22 protein-coding genes are annotated in these 23,159 nt (G+C 64.3%); 17 read left to right on the top strand and 5 right to left on the bottom strand.

From position 1 onward, the window contains the following. The first annotated feature begins 14 nt into the window (after positions 1-14). Genes NKJ91_RS04855 through NKJ91_RS04865 form a run of 3 tightly spaced genes read left to right on the top strand, consistent with a single transcriptional unit; the run spans position 15 to position 3,223 of the window. Positions 15-965 carry an ABC transporter permease gene (locus NKJ91_RS04855; protein WP_352454675.1) on the top strand — a complete coding sequence of 317 codons (951 nt, stop codon included), beginning with the start codon at positions 15-17 and terminating at the stop codon, positions 963-965. After that, entirely contained in the window at positions 955-1,770 is an 816-nt protein-coding gene (locus NKJ91_RS04860; RefSeq protein WP_352454676.1) for an ABC transporter permease, read from the top strand. Before NKJ91_RS04855 ends, NKJ91_RS04860 begins: the two co-directional genes overlap by 11 nt. A 25-nt stretch (positions 1,771-1,795) precedes the next feature. Beyond that, positions 1,796-3,223, top strand: a complete 1,428-nt coding sequence (locus tag NKJ91_RS04865; RefSeq protein WP_352448478.1) for a gamma-aminobutyraldehyde dehydrogenase — start codon at positions 1,796-1,798, stop codon at positions 3,221-3,223. Positions 3,224-3,240: 17 nt separating this feature from the next. On the opposite strand, the gene nhaA is transcribed toward NKJ91_RS04865, so the two are convergent. The 5 genes from nhaA to NKJ91_RS04890 form a co-directional block, all read right to left on the bottom strand. Further along, positions 3,241-4,434 carry a Na+/H+ antiporter NhaA gene (nhaA, locus tag NKJ91_RS04870; RefSeq protein ID WP_352454677.1) on the bottom strand — a complete coding sequence of 398 codons (1,194 nt, stop codon included), beginning with the start codon at positions 4,432-4,434 and terminating at the stop codon, positions 3,241-3,243. A gap of 91 nt (positions 4,435-4,525) precedes the next feature. Continuing rightward, a complete protein-coding gene (locus tag NKJ91_RS04875) occupies positions 4,526-5,089 on the bottom strand; it encodes an ActR/PrrA/RegA family redox response regulator transcription factor (RefSeq protein WP_023676342.1) in 564 nt (187 codons plus the stop codon). Between the two features lie 63 nt (positions 5,090-5,152). Then, positions 5,153-6,478 (bottom strand): ActS/PrrB/RegB family redox-sensitive histidine kinase, encoded by a 1,326-nt coding sequence (locus NKJ91_RS04880; protein ID WP_352454678.1) that lies wholly within the window; start codon positions 6,476-6,478, stop codon positions 5,153-5,155. Between the two features lie 89 nt (positions 6,479-6,567). Continuing rightward, complete coding sequence (hrpB, locus tag NKJ91_RS04885) at positions 6,568-9,186, bottom strand: ATP-dependent helicase HrpB (RefSeq protein WP_352454679.1); 2,619 nt, start codon at positions 9,184-9,186, stop codon at positions 6,568-6,570. A 74-nt stretch (positions 9,187-9,260) separates the two neighbouring features. Continuing rightward, complete coding sequence (locus NKJ91_RS04890) at positions 9,261-10,151, bottom strand: DMT family transporter (RefSeq protein ID WP_352454680.1); 891 nt, start codon at positions 10,149-10,151, stop codon at positions 9,261-9,263. A gap of 27 nt (positions 10,152-10,178) precedes the next feature. On the opposite strand from NKJ91_RS04890, the gene NKJ91_RS04895 reads away from it, so the two are divergent. The 14 genes from NKJ91_RS04895 (at position 10,179) to dhaK (ending at position 22,902) form a co-directional block, all read left to right on the top strand. Continuing rightward, complete coding sequence (locus tag NKJ91_RS04895) at positions 10,179-10,868, top strand: PIG-L deacetylase family protein (RefSeq protein ID WP_352454681.1); 690 nt, start codon at positions 10,179-10,181, stop codon at positions 10,866-10,868. A 212-nt stretch (positions 10,869-11,080) separates the two neighbouring features. After that, a complete protein-coding gene (locus NKJ91_RS04900; RefSeq protein WP_352454682.1) occupies positions 11,081-12,412 on the top strand; it encodes an ABC transporter substrate-binding protein in 1,332 nt (443 codons plus the stop codon). Positions 12,413-12,538: 126 nt separating this feature from the next. Beyond that, positions 12,539-13,486, top strand: coding sequence for a carbohydrate ABC transporter permease (locus NKJ91_RS04905; RefSeq protein ID WP_031211681.1), 948 nt, complete (start codon positions 12,539-12,541; stop codon positions 13,484-13,486). After that, positions 13,483-14,433 (top strand): carbohydrate ABC transporter permease, encoded by a 951-nt coding sequence (locus NKJ91_RS04910; protein ID WP_023676335.1) that lies wholly within the window; start codon positions 13,483-13,485, stop codon positions 14,431-14,433. Before NKJ91_RS04905 ends, NKJ91_RS04910 begins: the two co-directional genes overlap by 4 nt. Further along, positions 14,430-14,630 (top strand): hypothetical protein, encoded by a 201-nt coding sequence (locus tag NKJ91_RS04915; protein WP_023676334.1) that lies wholly within the window; start codon positions 14,430-14,432, stop codon positions 14,628-14,630. The genes NKJ91_RS04910 and NKJ91_RS04915 overlap by 4 nt, the downstream gene beginning before the upstream one ends. Positions 14,631-14,633: 3 nt before the next feature. Next, positions 14,634-15,746: an ABC transporter ATP-binding protein gene (locus tag NKJ91_RS04920; protein WP_023676333.1), complete on the top strand. Its 1,113-nt coding sequence runs from the start codon at positions 14,634-14,636 to the stop codon at positions 15,744-15,746. Beyond that, positions 15,739-16,752, top strand: coding sequence for an ABC transporter ATP-binding protein (locus tag NKJ91_RS04925; RefSeq protein WP_352454683.1), 1,014 nt, complete (start codon positions 15,739-15,741; stop codon positions 16,750-16,752). The genes NKJ91_RS04920 and NKJ91_RS04925 overlap by 8 nt, the downstream gene beginning before the upstream one ends. A 67-nt stretch (positions 16,753-16,819) precedes the next feature. Continuing rightward, positions 16,820-18,463, top strand: coding sequence for a dihydroxyacetone kinase subunit DhaK (locus tag NKJ91_RS04930; protein WP_352454684.1), 1,644 nt, complete (start codon positions 16,820-16,822; stop codon positions 18,461-18,463). Positions 18,464-18,544: 81 nt separating this feature from the next. Further along, positions 18,545-19,147, top strand: coding sequence for a dihydroxyacetone kinase subunit DhaL (dhaL, locus tag NKJ91_RS04935; protein ID WP_352454685.1), 603 nt, complete (start codon positions 18,545-18,547; stop codon positions 19,145-19,147). After that, positions 19,144-19,533 carry a dihydroxyacetone kinase phosphoryl donor subunit DhaM gene (gene dhaM, locus NKJ91_RS04940; protein ID WP_352448466.1) on the top strand — a complete coding sequence of 130 codons (390 nt, stop codon included), beginning with the start codon at positions 19,144-19,146 and terminating at the stop codon, positions 19,531-19,533. The genes dhaL and dhaM overlap by 4 nt, the downstream gene beginning before the upstream one ends. Positions 19,534-19,555: 22 nt before the next feature. Further along, entirely contained in the window at positions 19,556-19,858 is a 303-nt protein-coding gene (locus NKJ91_RS04945; protein WP_023676329.1) for an HPr family phosphocarrier protein, read from the top strand. Beyond that, positions 19,842-21,458 carry a phosphoenolpyruvate--protein phosphotransferase gene (ptsP, locus tag NKJ91_RS04950; RefSeq protein ID WP_352454686.1) on the top strand — a complete coding sequence of 539 codons (1,617 nt, stop codon included), beginning with the start codon at positions 19,842-19,844 and terminating at the stop codon, positions 21,456-21,458. Before NKJ91_RS04945 ends, ptsP begins: the two co-directional genes overlap by 17 nt. Before the next feature lie 8 nt (positions 21,459-21,466). Further along, positions 21,467-21,889 (top strand): hypothetical protein, encoded by a 423-nt coding sequence (locus NKJ91_RS04955; protein ID WP_023676327.1) that lies wholly within the window; start codon positions 21,467-21,469, stop codon positions 21,887-21,889. A gap of 26 nt (positions 21,890-21,915) precedes the next feature. Further along, on the top strand, positions 21,916-22,902 hold the full coding sequence (gene dhaK / locus NKJ91_RS04960) for a dihydroxyacetone kinase subunit DhaK (RefSeq protein WP_352454687.1): 987 nt from the start codon (positions 21,916-21,918) through the stop codon (positions 22,900-22,902). The last annotated feature ends 257 nt before the right edge of the window (positions 22,903-23,159 follow it).

Below are 23,159 nucleotides of genomic sequence, written 5' to 3' on the forward strand. Positions count from 1 at the left end.
GCCTGGACGCTGCCATGCCGCGGGCCACGGCCCCCGCCATCCTGCCGGGTAGTGGCGGCGTACGCGGCGGGCTCTCCGATCTCTTCTGGCGCCGGCCGCAATTCTTGCTGCTCCTGATGCTGCTACCCCCGGTTCTTTGGCTCGGCATCGTCTATATCGGCTCGCTGTTTGCGCTGCTTTTGCAGAGCTTCTTTTCGATCGATGAGTTCTCCGGCCTCATCAACCGCGAGTTCACGCTGAAGACTTATGGCGACCTGCTGCAGGCCGCCAATCTCGACATCATCCTGCGCACGGTGACGATGGCGGCGCTGGTGACGCTGGCTGCGGCGGTCATCGCCTTTCCCATCGCCTATTACGCGGCGCGCTATGCGCGCGGCCGTTGGAAGGCGCTGTTTTATCTCGGCGTCATGCTGCCGCTGTGGTCGAGCTACCTGGTCAAGATCTATGCCTGGAAGCTGATCCTGGCCAAGGAAGGCATCCTGACATGGCTGCTGGCCAAATTGCATCTTCTCTGGCTGCTTGATGCCTGGCTATCGCTGCCGATCGTCGGCGGCAACTCATTGTCGGTCTCCTCAACAGGCACCTTCATCGTCTTCGTCTATGTCTGGCTGCCATTCATGATCCTGCCGGTGCAGGCCGCACTCGAGCGCGTGCCGGGCAATTTGGTCGAGGCTTCGTCCGATCTCGGCGCCTCGCCCGGCCAGACCTTCGGCAACGTGCTGTTCCCACTGGCGCTGCCCGGCATCGTTGCCGGCTCGATCTTCACCTTCTCGCTGACGCTCGGCGACTACATCATTCCTCAGATCATCGGCACCTCGCGGCTGTTCATCGGCCAGGCCGTCTATTCGCAGCAAGGCACCGCCGGCAACATCCCGCTCGCCGCCGCCTTTACCGTGGTGCCCATCGTCATCATGGGCTTCTATCTCTGGGGCGCCAAGCGCATGGGGGCTTTCGATGCGCTCTGACCGTGGCCCATCCGCGCCGATCGGCCTGAAGCTCGCTGCCACCGGCGGCCTGCTCTTTCTGCACCTGCCGATCCTGCTGATCTTCGTCTATGCCTTCACCACCGAGGAGAAGAGCTTCGTCTGGCCGCCGCCGGACTTGACCACGCAATGGTTCGCCGTCACCTGGAACCGCCCCGACGTCTGGCAGGCGCTGTCATTGTCTGTGCGGGTCGCGGCGATCTCGACTGCCATCGCTCTGATCCTCGGCACGCTGTGCGCAGCCGCCGTGTCCCGCACAAAATTCTTCGGCCGCGAAACCATCTCGCTGCTGGTCATCCTGCCGATCGCGCTGCCCGGCATCATCACCGGCATCGCGCTGCGCTCGGCCTTCGCGCTGGCCGAAATCCCGTTCTCGTTCTGGACGATCGTGCTCGGCCACGCCACTTTCTGCGTGGTCGTCGTCTACAACAATGCGGTCGCCCGTTTCCGCCGCACGTCCGGCTCGATGATCGAGGCGTCGATGGATCTCGGCGCCGATGGTTTCCAGACCTTTCGGCATGTCGTGCTGCCCAACATCGCAACCGCGCTGCTGGCCGGCGGCATGCTTGCCTTTGCGCTGTCCTTCGACGAGGTCATCGTCACCACCTTCACCGCCGGCCAGCAGCAGACGGTGCCGATCTGGATGCTCGAAGAATTGATCCGTCCGCGCCAGCGTCCGGTCACCAATGTCGTGGCGATGGTGGTAGTGCTGGTGACGCTGCTCCCCATCCTCGCTGCCTATTACCTGACCCGCGACGGCGACCAGATCGCCGGTTCGGGCAAATGATCTCGTTCATAAGGGAGAGACTTCCATGGACACGCAGATGCTGATCGGCTCGAAATTCGAAAAAGGCACCGAGACCGAGGAGCCGATCCTCAACCCGAAGACCGGGGCGACCATCCTCAATCTGCCTGAGGCCAGCCCAGCGCAGATCGAGGCGGCCGTGCTTGCTGCCGAAAAAGCCTTCGTCACCTGGTCCCGCACAACACCGGCGCAGCGCGCCGGCTATCTCCTGAAGATCGCCGATCGCATCGAGGCTGCTGCACAGGATTTCGCGGCGCTCGAGGCGCTGAACTGTGGCAAGCCGATCAATGCCGTGCTCAATGACGAGATCCCGGCGATCGTCGACTGCTACCGTTTCTTTGCCGGCGCGGTCCGCTCGATGCCCGGCCAGGTCGCCGGCGAATACATTCCCGGCCACACCTCGATGGTCCGCCGCGACGCCATCGGCGTTGTCGCGTCGATCGCGCCGTGGAACTATCCGCTGATGATGATGGCCTGGAAGCTGGCGCCGGCGATTGCCGGCGGCAACACCGTCGTCTTCAAGCCGTCGGAACAGACGCCGCTGACCGCGCTGAAGCTGGCGAAAATCCTTGCCGAGATCCTGCCGGAAGGCGTCGTCAACGTCGTGCTCGGTCGCGGCGACAGCGTCGGCAACACGCTGATCAACCACCCGAAGGTCAACATGATCTCGATCACCGGCGACGTTGCCACCGGCAAGAAGGTGCTGCAGGCTGCCGCCAAATCGGTCAAGCGCACGCATCTCGAGCTCGGCGGCAAGGCGCCGGTCATCGTCTTCGACGACGCCGATCTCGGCGCGGTGGTCAACGGCCTGCGCGCCTTCGGCTATTACAATGCCGGCCAGGACTGCACCGCCGCCTGCCGCATCTACGCCGGCAAGAAGATCTACGACAAGCTCGTCGCCGACCTCTCCGCTGCCGTCTCGACCATCAAGTATGATCGTCCTGACGATACCGAAAACGAGATCGGCCCGCTGATCTCGCGTCGCCAGCGCGACCGCGTCTCGAGCTTCGTCGAGCGCGCCTCTGAGCTCAAGCACATCGAGATCACCACGGGCGGCAAGCCGGGCGAGGGCTCCGGCTTCTTCTACCAGCCGACCGTCGTCGCCGGCGCGCTGCAGGAGGACGAGATCGTGCGCCGCGAAGTGTTCGGTCCGGTGGTCTCGGTCACCCGCTTTTCCGAAGTCGACGAAGCGGTGAACTGGGCCAATGACTCTGACTACGGCCTGGCGTCGTCGGTGTGGACCAAGGATGTTTCGCGCGCCATGGCGACGGCGGCCCGGCTGCAATATGGCTGCACCTGGATCAATACCCATTTCATGCTGACCAACGAGATGCCGCATGGCGGGTTAAAACAATCCGGCTACGGCAAGGACATGTCGCTCTACGCGCTGGAGGACTATACCGCCGTCCGCCACGTCATGGTCGCTCACGGGTAGCGCCCGCGAGGAGACGCCTATTCTTCCGCCTCCTCCGCCTCGCCTGCGGCCGGCGCCACCAGCAGCACAGCGGCGCCGAGGAGCGCGGCGATGAAGGAGCCGGCGAGGATGCCGACCTTGACCGCGTCCTGCAGGGCGGCGTCGCTGGCGAAGGCGAGCAGGCCGATGAACAGGCTCATGGTGAAACCGATGCCACAGAGCAGCGAAATGCCGACCATGTGCAGCCAGCCGGCATTGACCGGCAGATCGGCGAAGCCAAGCCGGATGGCAAGCGCGGAAGACCCGAACACGCCGACCAGCTTGCCCAAGACGAGGCCGGCGGCGACGCCGAGCGTCAGCGGCTCGGCCAGGGCGGCAGCGCTGAGACCGGCGAGCGAGACGCCGGCGTTGGCAAAGCCGAAAATCGGGATGACGAAAAAGGCGACGACTTTGTGCAGGCCGTGTTCGAGCCGGTGCAGCGGCGAATGGTCGAGATCATGGCCGCTGCCCGGCGATATCTTCAGCGGTATGGTGAGGGCCAGCGCGACGCCGGCGAGCGTCGCATGGACGCCCGATTTGAGCACCAAAACCCACAGAACGATGCCGAGCAAGATGTACGGCAGCAGCGTCAGCACCCGCATGCGGTTGAGCACCACCAGCAGCGCGATCACGGCGAAGGCGGCGCCGAGATAGGCGAGCGAGAGGCCGCTGGTATAGAACACCGCGATGATGAGCACCGCGCCGAGATCGTCGATGATGGCGAGCGCGGTGAGGAATATCTTCAGCGAGCCCGGGACGCGGCTGCCGAGCAGCGACAGCACGCCGAGCGCAAAGGCGATATCGGTGGCGGTTGGGATCGCCCAGCCGGACAGAGCGGCTGGATTGTTGCGGTTGATGGCGACGTAGACCAGTGCCGGCGCTGCCATGCCGCCGGCGGCGGCGATGCCGGGCAGCACGCGGCGCGGCCAGGTCGACAGCTGGCCGTCAAGCATTTCGCGCTTGATCTCGAGGCCGACCAGCAGGAAGAACACCGCCATCAGGCCGTCATTGATCCAGTGCGAGACGCTGAGCGGTCCGAGATAGGCATGGAGGGCGGAGAAATAAGCCTCGCCCAGCGGCGAATTGGCGACGATCAGGGCCAAGGCCGCCGCAGCCATCAGGATGAGGCCGCCGGCCGCCTCGCTGTCGAGGAATTCGCGCAGCATGGAGACCAGCCGCTTTTCGTCCTGCATGTCGCCTCCGTCGTATCAGCGGCAAGGTCCGACACCGCCAAGCGATGATGCGCAAACAGCGCTGGCCGGGCAAGCCTGTAATGAGAGCCCTTTAGCGCGGCGCGCGCTTGGCGAGGATGCGTTGCAGCGTGCGGCGATGCATGTTCAGGCGGCGTGCAGTTTCCGAGACGTTGCGGTCGCACATTTCGTAGACGCGCTGGATGTGTTCCCAGCGCACGCGATCGGCCGACATTGGATTTTCTGGCGGCGCTGCGCGTTCGCCCGCGGTGCGGGTCAGAGCGGCAAAAATATCGTCGGCATCGGCCGGCTTCGACAGATAGTCGATGGCGCCGAGCTTTACCGCCGTCACCGCAGTGGCGATGTTGCCGTAGCCGGTGAGGATGATGGCGCGGGCGTCGTCGCGCTTCTCGCGAATCGCGGCGACGACGTCGAGGCCGTTGCCGTCGGCCAGCCGCATGTCGACCACCGCATAGGCCGGCGGATTGGCGCGCGCCTTGGCAACCGCCTCCTCGACGCTCTCCGCCGTCTCGACCACGAAACCCCTGGTTTCCATGGCGCGGGCAAGCCGCGTCAGGAACGGCTTGTCGTCGTCCACGATCAGCAGCGAGGTATCCTCGCCTTCGACCATTGCGCCAATCGTTTCGTCAGTACTCATCGTGCTGAAAATCCTGCTGCCTGATTTTTACGCAAATATAGTTTCGCAACGCTATTGTCCAATTTAGGCCGTGTCGAACATGGTGGCCGAAGCCTGCTCGGGATTGAGGAAGACGCTGCGCGGCCACGATATCTGCACGATAGCGCCCTCGCCGGGCTCGCTTGAATTGCGGAAATCGAGCGTCGCGCCGGAGCGTTCGAGCAAGGTTTTGGCGATGAATAGGCCGAGGCCGAGGCCGCCGCCAGCTTCGGTGCCTTGTCGCGTCGACATATAGGGTTCGCCGATACGGTCGATGATCTCCGGTGGAAAGCCCGGCCCGTCGTCGATGATCGAGAAGCTGACGGCGGCCTCATTCCAGTTCCAGCGCACTGTCACGCTGTTGCGGGCGAAGTCGACCGCGTTCTCGACCAGATTGCCGAGGCCGTAAATGACGCCGGGATTGCGCCGGCCCACCGGTTCCGGGCCGACGCGCTCGCCCGGCCGAAGCTTGATCGAAATGCCGAAATCGCGGTGCGGCGCCGTCACCTCCTCGACCAGCGAGGTCAGCGGCAGGCGCGAGAGGTGCACCTCGCTCTCGGAGGACAGGCTGGTCAGGCGCTTCAGGATTTCGCGGCAGCGCTCGCTCTGCGAACGCAGCAGCTTCACGTCCTCGCCGTATTTCGGATCTTCGCCAAGCGCCTTCTCCATTTCCTTGGCGACAAGTGTGATGGTGGCGAGCGGTGTGCCGAGCTCGTGCGCGGCGGCCGCGGCGAGGCCGTCGAGGGCAGAGAGATGCTGCTCTCGCTGCAACACCAATTCCGTGGCGGCAAGCGCGTTGGCAAGCAGCCGCGCCTCCTCGGCCACCCGAAAGGCATAGATCGCGGTAAAGGCGATGGAGCAGAACACCGCCATCCAAATGCCTGCGACATAGATGAACGGCATCGCCAATGGCGCGCCCTCATGCCATGGCAGCGGCAGGTGGTAAAAGACCAGCAGCGTCGCCGCCACGATCACCAGCGCGCCGAGCATGGCGGTCAGCCGCAGCGGCAGCGACGTCGCCGAGACGACGACGGGCACGGTCATCAGCAGCGAAAACGGATTGGTGAGTCCGCCGGTCATGTAGAGCAGGCCGGCAAGCTGCAGGCTGTCGAAGGTCAGGATGGCGAAGGCCGAGAACGGGGTAAGCCGATGCGCCGCCGGATAGCGGAAGGTCAGCAAAAGGTTCATCCAGGCCGAACAGGCGATCAGCGCAAAACACATGCTGACCGGCAGCGGAAATTTCAGCCCGTAAGCGACGACAAGCACGGTCAGGCTCTGGCCGACGATGGCAAGCCAGCGCAACCTGATCAGCGTGTTGAGGCGCAGCCGCTGGCTTTGCTGGAAGTCGGGTGCGTGCAGGATGTTTATCATGGCCAGTGATTATAGAGGGGAAACAGCCGGAGGTCTTTTCCGAAAACCGCCGAAGCCGGCCCTCGGTTCGGGATGACAGTCTGGAAGCATCAGGTACCGCGCGGCTTGGCGCGGCTGGTGGCGGCGGCGAGAAGCGGGTTCTCCGGCCAGACATGCCTGGGATAGCGGCCGCGCATCTCTGCCCGCACATCGGCCCAGGAGCCGCGCCAGAAGCCGGGCAGGTCGCGCGTCGTCTGGATCGGCCGGTGAGCCGGCGACAGCAATTCGAGCGTCAGCGGCACAGTGCCGTTGGCGATCGCCGGATGCCGGTCGAAGCCGAACAGTTCCTGCACGCGGATCGCCAGCACCGGCCATTCGCCGTCATAGCGGATCGGCAGCCGGCTGCCCGACGGCGCGTCGAAATGGGTCGGCGCCAATGTGTCGATCTTGCGCTGCAATTCGTGCGGCACCAGCGTCATCAGGCCTTGCGAAAGCACGCTGGGATCGATTGCCGCAAAGGATGCCGCGCCGGAAAGGAACGGCAGCAGCCAGTCGTCGAGGCGCTCGACGAGCGCGGCATCGGATACATCGGGCCATGGCGCGCCGAGGCCGCGATGCAGCCAGCCGAGCCGCTGCCGCAACGTCTCCGCCTCCCTGTTCCACGGCAACAGGGGCAGGCCGTGTTCGCGCAAGGCGTCGAGGATGGCGCGATCCGCGTCGGCACCGGTCGGCGCCGGCAGCATGCGTTCGGACAGCGTGATGGCGCCGAGGCGAACCGTTTCGCGCACCCGCACCGCGCGCCTGTCGCGGTCGAAGCTCACCTCGCGGCGGGTCTCGATCTTTTCCGCCAGCGCAGTGCGGATGTCGGCCTCATCGATGGCTGCCGCTGCGGTGATGCGGGCGTTCTGCGCCTTGCCCTGCAGGTCGGCGACGACGAGCCAGGTCTCGCCGGCCAGCGGATCGGAGGCGTCGAGCATGGCGCCCGAGCCGTTGGCAAGCACGAAGCGGCCACGCTCGCCGCGCGCTTTGGCGACCCGATCCGGCCAGGCATGGATGAGGAGAGCGCCGGCTGTGCTGCCCTCCCCCTTGAGCGGGTCGGAAGGACGGGCGAGACCCGTGGCTCGCCCCGGCGCGTCGATCCGCGTAGCGGATCGGGGTGGGGTCGGTTCGGGCACGCCATCGACGACCCCGCCCCGTCTCCCTCGTCTCGCTGCGCTCGGCTCGCTCGCCGACCCTCCCCTCGAGGGGGAGGGTGAAGCCTGCTTTGCCAGCCTCTCAGCCAGCTGCCGGGCGGCGGTGGCGCGCGGCGATCTTTCGGCGCGAAAGCGCAGCAGCCGCCGTTCGAGATCGGCACCATCGCCGCCAAGGCCACGCTCGGTCAATAATACGGCGAGCATCGCCGCCTCGAGCGCCTCTCCGGTCCTTGCCGCCTCGGCGACCATGTGGGCGAGCCGCACCGGTAGCGCCAGCCTGCGCATCGCGGCACCGGCATCCGTCAGGCGTCCTGCCGCATCGACAGCATCGAGCGCACGTAGCAGCGCCCTCGCCTCGGTGAGCGCCGGAGCCGGCGGGGGGTCGAGGAAGGACAGGCTGGTCGGATCGGCGACGCCGAACGCCGCACTATCGAGCAACAGGCCGGAAAGATCGGCCTCGAGGATTTCCGGCGGCGTGAAGGCCGGCAGGGCCGCCGTCTGCTCGGCCCGCCACAACCGGATGGCGACGCCCGGCTGCGTGCGCCCGGCACGGCCGGCGCGCTGGTCGGCGGAAGCGCGGGAAGCACGTACCGTCTCCAGCCGCGTCAGGCCGCTCGCCGGTTCATAGCGCGGCAGCCGCGACAGGCCGGAATCGATGACGACGCGCACGCCGTCGATGGTGATGGAGGTTTCGGCGATCGACGTCGCCAGCACGACCTTGCGGCGGCCGAGCGGCGCCGGCTTGATCGCCGCGTCCTGCGCCTTGTTGTCGAGCATACCATAGAGCGGCACGATGTCGGTATCGGCGCCGACCTTGCCCGCCAGCCGCTCGGCGGTGCGCTCGATCTCGCGCTGGCCGGGCAGGAAAGCGAGCACGCTGCCCTCCTCCCCGGCAAGCGCCGAGCGGATCGCCTTGGCCATGGCGTCCTCGATGGTGACGCCGGCCGGCCGCTCGTCATAGCGGATGTCGACCGGGAAGGCGCGGCCTGCGCTCTCGATCACCGGGGCGCCGGACAGCAATTTTGCGACACGCGCGCCGTCGAGCGTTGCCGACATCACCAGCAATCTGAGTTCGGGCCTCAGCGCACCCTGCACGTCGAGCGCCAGCGCCAGCCCGAAATCGCCGTCGAGCGAGCGTTCGTGGAACTCGTCGAATAGCACCGCCGCGACACCAGGCAGTTCCGGGTCGTCGAGGATCATGCGGGACAGCACGCCTTCGGTGACGACGAGAATCCTGGTCTTTGCGGAACTGCGGTTTTCCATGCGCATGGCATAGCCGACGGTTTCGCCAGGCTCTTGGCCGAGCAATTCGGCCATGCGGCGGGCGGCAGCGCGGGCGGCGAGGCGGCGCGGCTCGAGCAGGATGATCTTTCCGGCGCCGAGCCATTCAGCGTCGAGCAGCGCCAGTGGAACCAGCGTCGTCTTGCCGGCACCGGGCGGCGCCACCAGCACGGCGCTGTTACCATGGCTCAGCGTTTCATTGAGCGCCGGCAAGACAACGGAGACCGGCAGGTCCGGCAAGGGTTTTGTCGTCATGTGCTATGCTGTGCAGCCAGTTGGCAGCGACCGCATATCAGCGGTGGCGGTCGCGACGCAACCTCGGCGCCGACTCAAAGCCTGGTCCGCGAAAACGGGTTCCAGCGCACCGTGCCGAGCCGCACCTCCTCGCGCACCATCGTCAGCAGGCCGGAACCGCCGACCACGGCCAAGCCGACCAGCGACAGAAAATCCGGATATTCCCTGAAGAACAGCGCACCTAGAACCACCGCCCAGACGATTTGCGAGTAATGCGTCGGCGCGATGCGGTTGGCCGGCGCGTATTTGACCGCCAGCAGATGCAGCAGCTGGCCGCCGGCGGTAAAGGCGCCGGCCAGCACCAGCCAGGCCCATTGCCTGCCATCCGGCAGCGAGAACGAGGTAGCCGCCGCACCGACGCCGTTGAAGAGCAGGCCGTAGCCGATCAGCACGCCGAGCATCGTTGTGCGCTTTTCCTGCGCGGCGAGCGAACGCATCAGGATGACATTGGTGGCGGCCAGGAAGGCGATGATGAACGCCGCCAGATGGCCAAGCTGCAACTCGCGAAAACCAGGCCTGACGACCAGCATGACCCCGGCAAAGCCGGCGACGACCGCCAGCCATCGCCATGGGCCGACCTTTTCCTTGAGGACCAGCGTGGCCAGGATAGTGACGAACAGCGGCGCCAGAAAGATGAGCGCATAGACTTCCGCCAGCGGGATGGTGGTGAAGGCATAGACGCTGAGCACGCCCGAGGCGATGCCGGCCCAGGCCCGGGCCTGTACCGCCCAGGGCCGGTTGGTGCGCCAGAAATCGAGCCAGCGCTCGCCTGCCGGCCTGGCAAAGAACAGAAAGCAGCCGGCAAACAATGTCGAGAAGAAGCCGATCTCGAAGACGTTGAACTGCCCGCCCAGGCTTTTGACAACCGCGTCGCTGCACGAATAGCTTGCATAGGCGATGAGCGCGAGCAGAATTCCGTTGGGCACGTTTTTCCATTTCCGGGAGAGATGAGAGTGAAGATATTGGCGCTTGGCGCGCATCCGGACGACATCGAGATCTTCATGTTCGGTACGATGGCCGCCTATGCCGCGCAAGGCGCAGAACTCTTTTTTGCCATAGCCACGGATGGCGCCAGGGGCGGCTATGGCGATCCGGCCGCACTTGCCCGCACGCGCCGCAAGGAGGCGATGGCGGCGGCCGGCCTGCTTGGCGTGACGCCGCGCTTCCTCGACTTTCCCGATGGCGGGCTGGTCGCGGATGCCGCGCTGATCGGGGCGCTCAAAGCACTGATCGGCGAGATAGGGCCGGATCTGGTGATAACGCATGCGCCGAACGACTATCATGGCGACCACCGCGCGCTGTCGGATGGCGTGCGCATCGCAGCGTCATTCTCGGTGCCGGTGCTACATGCCGACACGTTCGGCGGCACCGGGTTTTCGCCAACGCACTACGTCGATACCTCCAGGCATTTCGATCTCAAGGCGGAGGCGATCCGGGCGCACCAGTCGCAGGATCCCGAGCGTTTCGTCGACGCGGCGCGCACGCAGAACGCCTTTCGCGCCGGCCAGTGCAACGGCCCAGCCGGATCGTTCGCCGAGGCCTTCCGCTTCGAGCCAGTCTTCCCCTTCGCCGATATCCGCGCGCTGCTGCCGCCGGCCCCAGTGATCCGTCCGGTGGCCGTCAGCAACAAGACGGTGACCTAGGCAGGTCGCCGCAACTTCTCACGTTGCTTTCCTATCCAGCATGCTGCGATGCAGCAACGAATTCGCTTGCCTTGTTTAGTAAAAATTGCATCACTAAACAAATTACTAAACATCCGGTGCGCCGCCGCGTCGTTGTGTTTGGGCCCCGGAGGAGGGGTTTAGCGGGCTCTTGAAACCGTCATCCGGACGCGTTTCGCAAATGGGAGGAAGGCATGAAATCGACCTTGAAATTGGCGTTGGGACTGGCATCGACACTCTTTGCGTCGACAGCCGTTTCGAATGTCGCGCAGGCAGAAGATCTGACGCTTTGCTGGGCAGCCTGGGACCCGGCCAACGCGCTTGTGGAATTGTCCAAGGACTTCACCAAGGAAACCGGCATCGGCATGAAATTCGAATTCGTGCCGTGGACCAACTATGCCGATCGCTTTCTCAACGAGCTGAATTCGCACGGCAAGCTGTGCGACCTCATCATCGGCGACAGCCAGTGGATCGGCGGTGCCGCCGAGAACGGCCATTACGTCAAGCTGAACGACTTCTTCGACAAGGAGAAGATCAGCATGGACGATTTCGTGCCGGCGACCGTCGTCGGCTATTCGGAATGGCCGAAGAACTCGCCGAATTACTGGGCGCTGCCGGCCATGGGTGACGTCGTCGGTTGGACTTACCGCAAGGACTGGTTCTCCAAGCCGGAGCTGCAGAAGGAATTCAAGGAAAAGTACGGCTGGGATCTCGGCCCGCCGACGACCTTCGACCAATTGAAGCAGATCGCCGAATTCTTCCAGAAGCGCGACATCGACGGCAAGACCGTCTATGGCGCGTCGATCTACACCGAGCGCGGCTCGGAAGGCATCACCATGGGCGCCATGGACGTGCTCTACAGCTTCGGCTTCCAGTACGAAAACCCGAAAAAGCCCTACGAGATGGAAGGCTTCGTCAACTCCGATAAATCGGTGAAGGGCCTGGAGTTCTACAAAGCCCTCTACGATTGCTGCACCCCTCCCGGCGCCTCGAACAGCTACATGGGCGAAGGCGTCGATGCCTTCAAATCCGGCCAGGTGGCGATGCACATGAACTTCGCCTTCACCTGGCCAGGCCTGCAGAAGGACGAGAATGTCGGCGGCGACAAGATCGGCTATTTCGTCAATCCGAAAGGTCCGGACGGGGACCAGTTCGCCCAGCTCGGCGGCCAAGGCATCTCGGTGGTCTCCTATTCCGACAAGCAGGAAGCCGCGCTCAAATACATCAAATGGTTCGCCAACAAGGACGTGCAGTCCAAATGGTGGTCGCTCGGCGGCTATTCCTGCCTCAACGCGGTCGTCAAGGACCCGGCCTTCCCGGCCAGCCAGCCCTACGCGCAGACCTTCCTCGACTCGATGGCCATCGTGAAGGACTTCTGGGCCGAGCCGAGCTATGCCCCGCTGTTGCAGGCATCGCAGAAGCGCTTCCACGACTATGTCGTTGCCGGGCAAGGCTCAGCCAAGGATGCGCTCGACGGCCTCGTCAAGGACTGGACCGAGGTCTTCCAGGACGATGGCAAGATGTAGCCGGGGCAAGATGTAACCGGCTCCTCCCGAGCCCGTGACCGAACCGTCCCGTGCCACTTGGCACGGGACACAGTTCAGATAAATTCCATTGTCGAGACGAGCCAAGTGACCGAAGCAGGACTGACCATGCTCAATCGGACGGCGGACAGCGTTGCCCGGGCTACGCCCGAGCCGTTGGCCCGCAAGGTCCGGGGCATCAGCGACAAGGGCCTCGCCTGGCTGTTCATCTCGCCGACGATCCTGTTGCTTTTAGCTATCAACATCTTTCCGCTGTTCTGGGCAATCTATCTGTCCTTCACCAATTTTCGCGCCAATCGGCCCAACGAGGTTGTGAAGAACCTTGGGCTGGCAAACTACAAGCGCATCCTCGCCGACCAGGACATCTGGATCGCCATGCAGACGACGGCGCATTTCGTGTTCTGGACCATCCTGCTGCAGACGCTGATCGGCTTCACGCTGGCTTGGCTGATCGACCGCAAGTTTCGGGGCCACGCCTTCTGGACGACAATCATCCTGGTGCCGATGATGCTGTCGCCGGCGGTGGTCGGTAATTTCTGGCGCTTCCTCTACGAGCCGCAGATCGGGCTGTTCGCCTATGCCGTTTCGTTCGTCACCGGCATTCCGGCAACCGAAATCAGCATGCTCTCCAACGTGTCACTGGCGCCATGGTCGATCATCATCGTCGACACCTGGATGTGGACGCCTTACGTGATGCTGATCTGCCTCGCCGGCCTGCGCTCGATCCCCGAATACATCTACGAAGCGGCCGAGGTCGACCGCGCCTCCAACTGGCGGCAGTTCTGGTCGATCACGCTGCCGATGGCGCTGCCCTTCATCATGCTGGCGGTGCTGTTTCGCGGCATCGAGAACTTCAAGATGTTCGACATGGTCAATCTGCTCACCGGCGGCGGGCCGGGATCGACCACCGAAGTGGCCTCGATCACTCTCAAGCGGCAGGCCTTCGAAAGCTGGCGGACGGGCTATTCCTCGGCCTTCGCCATCATCCTGTTCGTCGCGGTGTTCGGCCTCGCAAACATCTACGTCAAGGCGCTCAACAAGGTGAAGCAGAGATGAGCCTGACGTCAGCCCATTCCGTTGTCGCGCCGTCGGCCACGTCGAAGCGCGTCGCCGGCACGATCATCGTCGCCTACGCGCTGATCTCGATCGTGCCGCTGCTGTGGATCTTCGCCACCAGCTTCAAGACGCCGCCGGATTCGATCGCCTATCCGCCGAAGATCCTTTTCCAGCCCAGCCTCGAGGGCTACTGCAACCTGTTCTCGACCCGGACTCGGCAAACACCGGAATACATCAACTCGCTGGGACCGGCGACGGGCCTGTGCGACGAGACGGTGCGCAAGCGCAACATGGTGATCGCCGGCCCGTCCAACTTCATGCCGCGCTTCGTCAATTCGCTGATCATCGCGTTCGGCTCGACGTTTTGCGCGGTGTTCCTCGGCACGCTGTCGGCCTATGGTTTTTCGCGCTTCAAGGTGCCGCTCGCCGACGACCTTCTGTTCTTCATCCTGTCGACGCGGATGATGCCGCCGATCGCGGTCGCCATCCCGATCTACCTGATGTACCGGGAGCTTGGCCTGTCGGACACGGCTCTCGGCATGATCCTGCTTTATACGGCGGTCAACGTGTCCTTGGCGGTGTGGCTGCTGAAAGGCTTCATCGACGAGATCCCGCGCGAATATGAAGAAGCGGCGATGATCGACGGCTACACGAGGCTGCAGGCGTTCTGGCGAACGGTACTGCCGCAGGCGACCACCGGTATTGCCGCAACCGCCATCTTCTGCCTGATCTTTGCCTGGAACGAATATGCCTTCGCTGCGCTACTGACCTCGGGCACGGCGCAGACCGCGCCGCCCTTCATTCCGACCATCATCGGCGAAGGCGGTCAGGACTGGCCGGCGGTCGCGGCCGGCACGACGATCTTCCTGGTGCCGATCCTGGTCTTCACCATCCTGCTTCGCAAGCAATTGCTGCGCGGCATCACCTTTGGCGCGGTGCGTAAATGAGCATGACCGCAAAACGCAAATCGCGCTGGCCCGTCTGGGCCAGGCGGGGGCTGATGGAAAACGTCGCCACCGCGATCATCGCCATCGGCTTCCTGATGCTGTTCCAGCCCTTCGCACTGGTGCTCTACACCTATTCCTTCATCACCATGCTTGCGGGCACGGCGATGTTCATCATCGTCTCGAAATTTCCGGAGTAGACGATGGCCGAGATCAGGGTCGAACATCTGAGGAAGGCATTCGGCGATTTCGTCGCCGTGCAGGATTCCAACTTCGTCGTCGAGGACGGCGAATTCTTCGTCATGCTGGGGCCGTCCGGCTGCGGCAAGACAACGACGTTGCGCATGATCGCTGGGCTCGAACTGCCGACCGGCGGCAAGATCCTGCTTGGCGGCGAGGACGTCACCATGCGGCGTGCCCGCGAGCGCGACATCGCCTTCGTCTTCCAGCTGTTCGCGCTCTATCCGCACATGAATGTACGGAAGAACATCGGCTTTCCACTGCTGGCGCAAGGCATGCCAGGCGCTGAAATCCGGAGCCGAGTGGAGGAGACGGCGAAGCTTTTGCGGATCGACCATCTGCTCAACAAATCGGTCTCCGGGCTTGCCGGCGGCGATCGCCAGCGCGTGGCGCTCGGCCGCGCCATCGTACGGCGGCCAAAATGCTTCCTGATGGATGAGCCGCTCGGCACGCTCGACACCGAATTCCGCGACCTGATGGTCCATGAATTGCGAGAACTGCACAACCGCATTCACGCCACCACCGTCTATGTCACGCATGACCAGATGGAAGCGATGTCGATGGCCGACAAGATCGCGGTGATGAACCACGGCGTCATCGAGCAGTTCGGCACGCCGCGCGAGATCTACGACCGGCCGGCGACGATGTTCGTCGCCGACTTCATCGGCTCGCCGCCGATGAATTTCCTCGGCTTCGGCGGCGGGCTTTCAAAGGGCGCCAGGGAAATTGTTGTGCAAGGCGCGAAGGTGGCCGTGCCGGAGATCCGCGAGGACGTCGCGCCAGCCGAGATGGCGCTTGGCATCCGACCGGAGCACATCCGCTTCGACGACGCTTCGAAGCTGCGCGGTGCTATTTACGGCACGGAATATCTCGGCACCACTCAGATCGTCGCGGTGGAGACAGCGGACGGCATCATCAAGGCCAGGGTGCCGGCCGAAATCCGGCTCAATCCGGGCGATCATGTGGGCCTGGCACTGAGCAGCGCGCGGCTGTCGCTGTTCGCAAAAGGATCCGGCCGTGCGGTGCGCACCGAAATCCATGACTCGGCCTCCCAGGGGAGAGCACATCATGGCTGACGTTCACATCAAAAGCGTGACCAAGGCTTTTGGCGAGCATGTCGCCGTCGACAATCTCGACCTGCATATCGCCGACGGGGAATTCGTCGTGCTGCTCGGGCCGACCGGCGCCGGCAAGACGACGACGCTCAGGCTGATCGCCGGGTTGGAGCGTCCGGAAGCGGGCTCGATCCATATTGCCGGCCACGACACGACGACGCTGTCGCCGGCCGAGCGCGACACCGCTTTCGTGTTCCAGCAATATTCGCTCTATCCGCATCTGTCGGTTTACGACAACCTCGCCTTTCCGCTGCGCTCGCCAGCACGGAAAATGCCGGAGGATCAGATCCGCCGCCGCGTCGAGGACGTGGCCAAGATGGTGCGCATCCACCACAAGCTGAATAATCGCTCGACCAAACTCTCTGGCGGCGAGATGCAGCGCGTCGCCATCGGCCGCGCTTTGGTGCGCAAGCCGTCGATCTACCTGATGGACGAGCCGCTGTCGTCGCTCGACGCCAAGCTGCGCGCCGATCTCAGGCTAGAGCTGAAGCGCATCCAGGCGGAACTCGGCGCCACAATGCTCTACGTCACGCACGACCAGATCGAAGCGATGACCATGGCCGACCGCATCGGCATTCTCGCCGACGGCGTGCTGGTGCAGATCGGTTCCCCGCGCATGATCTATTCTGAGCCGGCAAACCTACACGTCGCCGCACGGCTCGGCCAACCGGCAATCAATTTGTTGCCGGTCGGACTGCTGCCGGATGGCGGCGCGCCGGCGGGAACAAAGACGATCGGTGCTCGCACCGAACATCTTTCGATCGAGAAGGCGGCGAACGGCCATGCCGACGGCGTCGTCGATTGGGTCGAGCATCTCGGCGACCAGAACCACCTGCATGTGACGGTGGGGACCAGGAAGCTGGTGACGCTAACCGACCCCGACACCGACCTGGCGCAGGGCGACAGGATCATGATCCGCTATCGCTCGCCGCTGTATTTCGGCGCCGATGGGCGACGGCTGATGTGAGCGCTGCGCGAGTGTTTTCCTGGCACCTTTCAACCGGCAATTTCGGGCACCGGACTGGACCAATTCGATGAAGCATTTTTTCAATCGCAGGGATACGATCGTAACTGAGGCCCTGGACGGCTTCCTCGGTACGACCGGCGCCGGCGATCTCGCTCGCCTCGACGGCTATCCCGAGATCAAGGTCATTCTCCGCGCGGACTGGGATAAGACCAAGGTCGCGGTCATTTCCGGCGGCGGGGCCGGGCACGAACCTGCCCATGCCGGCTTTGTCGGCATTGGCATGCTGACGGCGGCGGTTTCGGGCGAGATCTTTGCTTCGCCGAGCGTGGAAGCGGTATTGGCCGCCATCCGCGCGGTGACCGGTCCCGCCGGGTGCCTGCTGATCGTCAAGAACTATACCGGCGATCGCCTCAACTTCGGCCTGGCAGCCGAGAAGGCGCGCGCCGAAGGTTTTCGCGTCGAGATGGTGATTGTCGCCGACGATATCGCCCTGCCGGACATTGCCCAGCCGCGTGGCGTTGCTGGCACCTTGTTCGTGCACAAGATCGCCGGCCACCTGTCGGAAGCCGGCATTGACCTGGCGGCGGTTGCCGCGGCGGCGCGGGCAGCGGCGGCGGATATCGTTTCGCTCGGCATATCGCTGTCATCCTGCTCGATCCCCGGTCAGAGCCATGAAGAAAGATTCGGGGCGGACGATGCCGAACTCGGCCTCGGCATTCATGGCGAACCGGGCGTTGAGCGGATTGCGGTGCAAAGTGCCGAAAGGCTGGTTGCGATCATGTCGGAGCGCCTTGCCGCGCGGCTTGATCCGGTCAGCGACTACGCCTTGCTGATCAATAATCTCGGTTCGGTGCCACCGCTGGAAATGTTGCTTGTCGCCAATGCGGTACTGGCTTCACCGCTGGCGCAAAAGGTGACGCTGACAATCGGGCCCGGGCAGCTTGTGACCGCGCTCAACATGAACGGCTTTTCCCTGTCGCTGATCCGGCTCGATGCGTCGCGCGAAGCGGCGTTGCGGGCGCCGGTAGGCCCTCACGCCTGGCTGCCGGCAAGAGCCGTTCGCCAAGCCAGCGTCGTGCCGATGGCCAAAGCGGCCGGCCCGAACAACGCGTCGAAAGCCAGCCAGGACGCACGCACCGACCGGTTGGTTGTCGCGGTCTGCGAACGGCTGATCTCGCTTGAAGGCGCGTTGAACGGACTGGATGCCAAGGCGGGAGACGGTGACACCGGATCGACTGTGGCGGCCGGTGCGCGCAGCGTGCTTGGCCGCATTGCGAGACTGCCGCTCGCTGACCCTGCCGCAACGCTCGCCGTCGTGGGCGACATCCTGAGCGCCAGCATGGGCGGCTCTAGCGGCGTGCTGTTGTCGATCTTCTTCACCGCCGCCGCGCAGGCGCTGGAGTCTGGCGAAACGCTTCCCAAGGCGCTTCTCGCCGGCCTCGATCGGATGTCCTTCTATGGTGGAGCGAGGGTCGGCGATCGCACGATGATCGATGCCCTGGAACCCGCCTTGAGGGCGCTGGATAGGGGGAGTCTGGAAGATGCGGCGGTCGCGGCGCAACGCGGAGCCGAGGCCACCGCTTCCATGCGCAAGGCCAAGGCCGGGCGGTCCGCCTATGTTGGCAGCCAGCTCGACGGCGTGGTCGACCCCGGCGCCTTTGCCGTCGCCGAGGTCTTCACTGCCCTCGCTGCGTTGCTCGAACCCGCTTGACTGGGGAAAAGAATGCTTCAATTGCCGGATATGCAATTTTCTCGTACTGCCGGCAGCGCAGGGGCCAGGAGCATGGGTGATATGGCGGCAGCGGATATTTTCAGGCTGATCGAGGCGGCGGCAAACACGATCGCCGCACATGCCGAAGAGCTGACCAGTCTCGACCAGGCGATCGGCGACGGCGACCATGGGCTCAACATGAAACGCGGCTTCGAGGCAGTGCGGGCCGAGGCCGGCGCGTTTGCGGCAAAGCCGTTGCCCGAGGCGCTGAAGGCGATCGGCACCAAACTGGTGATGACCGTCGGCGGAGCCTCCGGTCCCTTGTTCGGCACGCTGTTCATGGCGCTCGGCAAGGAGATTTCCGCCGCGCCGGGTCGCGCCGACCTGGCGGCGGCCTTCGGCAAGGCGATCGAAGCGGTTGCCGCCAGAGGCAAGTCGCAGGCCGGGCAAAAAACCATGCTCGACGTGCTGCAGCCGGTGCATGAGGCCCTGCTGCAGGGAAAGACGGCAGCGGACATCGTCGAGATCGCCGACAACGCGGCCGACGCGACCGTGCCGATGAAGGCGCTGCGTGGGCGCGCCTCATTCCTTGGCGACCGTTCGATCGGTCATATGGATGCCGGCGCACGCTCGACTGCGCTTCTGGTGCGGGCCGTAGCCGAGGCAATCGAGAGGCGCGCATGAGCAATGTCGGCATCGTCATCGTATCGCATTCGCCGCTGGTCGCCGAAGGCACCGCCGACATGGTGCGGCAGATGGTCGGCAACGAAGTGCCGCTTGCATGGTGCGGCGGAAACGGCCATGGCGGGCTGGGAACCAATGTCGAGGCGATCATGGGCGCCATCGACAAGGCCTGGTCGGAGGCGGGGGTCGCGATCCTCGTCGATCTCGGCGGTGCCGAGACCAATAGCGAGATGGCGGTCGAGATGATCGGCGAACCACGCGCCCAGAAGATCATCGTCTGCAATGCGCCGATCGTCGAAGGCGCGGTGATGGCGGCGACCGAGGCTTCCGGCGGCGCCTCGCTCAGGGAAGTGGTGGCGACGGCGCACGAATTGTCGCCGTCGTGAACGAACGGGAATTTTGACAAGCATGTCCGCAGCAGCCGAAGCCAGCGTCCTGATCACCCATGAGGTGGGACTGCATGCGCGTCCTTCGGTGAAGTTCACCAAGCTTGCCAAGACGTTTTCGGCCGACGTCGAGATTGCGCTCGCCGCCAACGGGCCATGGTTCGACGCCAAGAGCATCGTCAAGGTGATGGCGGCGAAAGCGCCGAAAGGCACTGTCCTGCATATCAGAGCCAAAGGGGACGGCGCCGGCGAGGCGGTCGGCGCACTGGTCGAGCTGGTGCGGCGCGATTTCGACGAAGGCAAGGACCATGCCCGAACCGCTTAGGCTGCAGGGCATTTCGGCATCGGCCGGCTATGCCGAGGGGCCGCTGTTCGATCTGGACCAGGCTGCTGTGCGTTATGTCCGCAAGGCGACTGCCGCGGACGAGAAGGCGGCGCTTGAGGCCGCCATCTCCATTGCCGCAGGCCGGCTCGCGACATTGATCGAAACCAGCGACAGCGAGGCGGCCGGGATCCTCGAATTCCAGCTCGCCATGCTGGAGGACGACGCGCTGACCGGCCCGGCCTTTGCGCGAATTGCCGAGGGCATGGCTGCTGATGTGGCTTGGCGAAAAGCGCTCGACGCCGAGATAGCCGGCTATGAAACATCCGAGCAGGACTATTTCCGGGCGCGCGCGGCCGACATGCGCGACATACGCGACCAGGTGCTACGCGCGCTTGCCGGGGGCGGCGACATTGCCGCGCCGGCAGGTGCGATCTTCTACGGCGAGGATATCGCACCGACGCGCTTCCTCGAAACCGACTGGAGTGCCGGCGGCGGCATAGCACTTACGGCCGGAAGTGCCGCAAGTCATGTCGCAATGCTGGCACGCTCACGCGGCGTGCCAATGGTGGTGGGGTTGGGGCTCGTAGCGCGTGGGGTAGCCGGGCCCTGTGCTTCGCCGGCTCAGCTTGCCGGAATCGCACTGCTCGATGCCGAACATGGCGGCATCGTGTTGGCGCCTTCGAAAGCGGAGATCGACGCATTCCGGCGATCGTCATCGTCTTTCGCGGCGCATCGCGACAAAGCGGCAGCCTATTTGACAAGGCCGGCAGCAACGAAGACCGGCATAGCGGTCCACGTGCAGGTGAATATTGCCGATCCGTCCGATGTCGACCGCATCGATGCTGCGGCGTGCGACGGTGTCGGGCTGATGCGGACCGAATTCCTGTTCGGCAAGACGCTGCCGGACGAGGAGACGCAATATCGCGCCTACCGTAGAGTGCTGGAATGGGCAGGCGACAGGCCGGTGACGATCCGTACTGTCGATGCGGGCGGCGATAAACCTGTGCCGGGCCTGACCGTCGAGGAAGGTAATCCATTCCTTGGCCTGCGCGGAATCAGGCTGTCACTGATGCGTCCGGCGGTCTTTCGTGTGCAGATCCGCGCCTTGCTACGTGCCGCCATGCACGGCAATCTGAAGGTGATGTTCCCGATGATCGCCGTTCCGGAAGAGTATGAACACGCCACCGCGCTGTTCGCTGAGGAGCAGGCTGACCTTTTGGCGCGCGGCATCGCGCACAAAATGCCGCCGCTTGGCATCATGGTCGAGGTGCCGTCGGTGGCCATCGCACCGGAGGCATTCGCCAAGGCCGCCTTCTTCTCGATCGGTTCGAATGATTTGACCCAATACGTGATGGCCGCCGCGCGCGACAATGCGTCGGTCGCGCATCTGAATTCGGTCAGGCACCCGGCCGTGCTCCGGCTGATCGCCTCGGTTGCCGCCTTCGGTCGCGAGTATAATATCCCGGTCAGCCTGTGTGGCGATGCCGGCGGCGACCCCGCCTCGATCCCGGCGCTGCTCGAAACCGGCCTGCGTGACCTCTCCGTCGCTCCCGCCCAACTCGCGATGGCCAAGGCGGCCATCGCGGACGTTTCGATCTAGGCCCCGGTATGGCAGACAAGGCGTCGCAATCCGGCCCCGAAGAGGCAATCCGCGCCTACAAGACGATCCTGTCGCAGGTGATCGACCAGCGCCCGTCCGGCATGCGCCAGCGCCTCGCTGATGCGCTGGGCAAGCATCGCAGCTTCGTCACGCAGATTTCCAGCCCGGCCTATTCGACGCCGATCCCGTCGAAGCATTTGCCGGCTATCTTCTCCGTCTGCCATTTCAGCCCGGCCGAACGCGATCATTTCCTTGAGGCCTACCATCGGGCGCATCCGGGAAAGATGTCGCTGGCCGCAGGCTTGCGCAAGACACGCCATGTCTCGCTGATCGTCCCCGATTTCGGCGACGACAAGCAGAACGCGGCGCTCGACCGGGCGGTCAACGATTTCATCCAGAAGATCACCAGCATCGCCGGCAAGGGCAGCTGACGCTGGGCTATTTCGGGAGGACGGCCATGAAGAAATTTTTGAATTCGGTCGATACGGTGCTGACCGAGAGCCTCGACGGCTTCGTTGCCGCGCATGCCGATATCCTGGCGCTTGGCGAGGAACACAAATTTGTCCGCCGCAAGCTGCTCACACCGGGCAAGGTGGCGCTGATCTCCGGCGGCGGCTCGGGTCACGAGCCGCTACATGGCGGGTTCGTCGGGCACGGCATGCTGGATGCGGCCTGCCCCGGCCAGGTATTCACCTCGCCAACGCCTGACCAGATGATGGCGGCGGCCGAAGTCGTCAATACGGGCGCCGGCTGCCTGTTCATCGTCAAGAACTACGAGGGCGACGTGATGAATTTCGACATGGCCGCTGAAATGTCGGAAGGCGTGATGCAAATCGTGACCAATGACGACGTTGCGGTCGAAAATTCGTCCTACACCACCGGCCGGCGCGGCGTCGCCGGCACGCTGGTGGTCGAGAAAATCGTCGGCGCGGCGGCCGAACAAGGCATGGCACTGGAGCCGTTGAAGGCGCTCGGCGAGCGCGTCAACGGCGCGACGCGCTCGATGGGCGTGGCGCTGACCAGTTGCACCGTGCCGGCGGCGGGCAAGCCGACCTTCGATATCGGCGACGGCGAGATGGAGTTCGGGGTCGGCATCCACGGCGAGCCTGGGAGGCGGCGCGACACATTGAAAAGCGCCGATGCTATCGCCGAGGAGATCTGTACCGCAATCCTGGGTGACCTGGGCGACGGTGCCAGAGGCCAGGCGCTACTCTTCGTCAACGGCTTTGGCGGCACACCGTTGATGGAGCTTTATCTGATGTACAACAGCGCCCGCAAAATCTTCGAGAAGCACGGCGTGACGGTGATCCGGTCGCTGGTCGGGTCCTATGTGACCTCGCTCGACATGGCCGGCTGTTCGATCACGCTGAGCATGCTCGACGACGAGGCGGCTGTTTGGTGGGATGCACCGGTACATACGGCCGCGCTGCGCTGGGGCATGTAGCGGCGGAGAATGCCTCAGAAATAGTCGGTGACAAGACCGGTATCGGCAACGCCGCGCATCGCCAGACAGTTGCCCTCCTCAACCTGCGTAAGATAAAGAATCTGCGGGTTTGGGGAGTTCGAGAATGCGTTACAATTGGGATCGGGCGCCGACGGGTTTCGAGCGCCATGGAAAGGTGCTGGCAGCCGCCTTGCTGATCGTCGGCGGGGTCGGACTTATGCTCGCTGCCCTCCCGCTTTAGGGACAACAAACTCGGG

It is taken from the genome of Mesorhizobium sp. M0040 (assembly GCF_040323505.1).
Taxonomy (GTDB): domain Bacteria; phylum Pseudomonadota; class Alphaproteobacteria; order Rhizobiales; family Rhizobiaceae; genus Mesorhizobium.

Bases quoted from the DNA above. Each gene is read 5' to 3' on its own strand.
- NKJ91_RS04855 (WP_352454675.1), top strand. From the start codon at position 15: ATGCCGCGGGCCACGGCCCCCGCCATCCTGCCGGGTAGTGGCGGCGTA.
- NKJ91_RS04860 (WP_352454676.1), top strand. From the start codon at position 955: ATGCGCTCTGACCGTGGCCCATCCGCGCCGATCGGCCTGAAGCTCGCT.
- NKJ91_RS04865 (WP_352448478.1), top strand. From the start codon at position 1,796: ATGGACACGCAGATGCTGATCGGCTCGAAATTCGAAAAAGGCACCGAG.
- nhaA (WP_352454677.1), bottom strand. From the start codon at position 4,434: ATGCAGGACGAAAAGCGGCTGGTCTCCATGCTGCGCGAATTCCTCGAC.
- NKJ91_RS04875 (WP_023676342.1), bottom strand. From the start codon at position 5,089: ATGAGTACTGACGAAACGATTGGCGCAATGGTCGAAGGCGAGGATACC.
- NKJ91_RS04880 (WP_352454678.1), bottom strand. From the start codon at position 6,478: ATGATAAACATCCTGCACGCACCCGACTTCCAGCAAAGCCAGCGGCTG.
- hrpB (WP_352454679.1), bottom strand. From the start codon at position 9,186: ATGACGACAAAACCCTTGCCGGACCTGCCGGTCTCCGTTGTCTTGCCG.
- NKJ91_RS04900 (WP_352454682.1), top strand. From the start codon at position 11,081: ATGAAATCGACCTTGAAATTGGCGTTGGGACTGGCATCGACACTCTTT.
- NKJ91_RS04905 (WP_031211681.1), top strand. From the start codon at position 12,539: ATGCTCAATCGGACGGCGGACAGCGTTGCCCGGGCTACGCCCGAGCCG.
- NKJ91_RS04910 (WP_023676335.1), top strand. From the start codon at position 13,483: ATGAGCCTGACGTCAGCCCATTCCGTTGTCGCGCCGTCGGCCACGTCG.
- NKJ91_RS04915 (WP_023676334.1), top strand. From the start codon at position 14,430: ATGAGCATGACCGCAAAACGCAAATCGCGCTGGCCCGTCTGGGCCAGG.
- NKJ91_RS04920 (WP_023676333.1), top strand. From the start codon at position 14,634: ATGGCCGAGATCAGGGTCGAACATCTGAGGAAGGCATTCGGCGATTTC.
- NKJ91_RS04925 (WP_352454683.1), top strand. From the start codon at position 15,739: ATGGCTGACGTTCACATCAAAAGCGTGACCAAGGCTTTTGGCGAGCAT.
- NKJ91_RS04930 (WP_352454684.1), top strand. From the start codon at position 16,820: ATGAAGCATTTTTTCAATCGCAGGGATACGATCGTAACTGAGGCCCTG.
- dhaL (WP_352454685.1), top strand. From the start codon at position 18,545: ATGGCGGCAGCGGATATTTTCAGGCTGATCGAGGCGGCGGCAAACACG.
- dhaM (WP_352448466.1), top strand. From the start codon at position 19,144: ATGAGCAATGTCGGCATCGTCATCGTATCGCATTCGCCGCTGGTCGCC.
- NKJ91_RS04945 (WP_023676329.1), top strand. From the start codon at position 19,556: ATGTCCGCAGCAGCCGAAGCCAGCGTCCTGATCACCCATGAGGTGGGA.
- ptsP (WP_352454686.1), top strand. From the start codon at position 19,842: ATGCCCGAACCGCTTAGGCTGCAGGGCATTTCGGCATCGGCCGGCTAT.
- NKJ91_RS04955 (WP_023676327.1), top strand. From the start codon at position 21,467: ATGGCAGACAAGGCGTCGCAATCCGGCCCCGAAGAGGCAATCCGCGCC.
- dhaK (WP_352454687.1), top strand. From the start codon at position 21,916: ATGAAGAAATTTTTGAATTCGGTCGATACGGTGCTGACCGAGAGCCTC.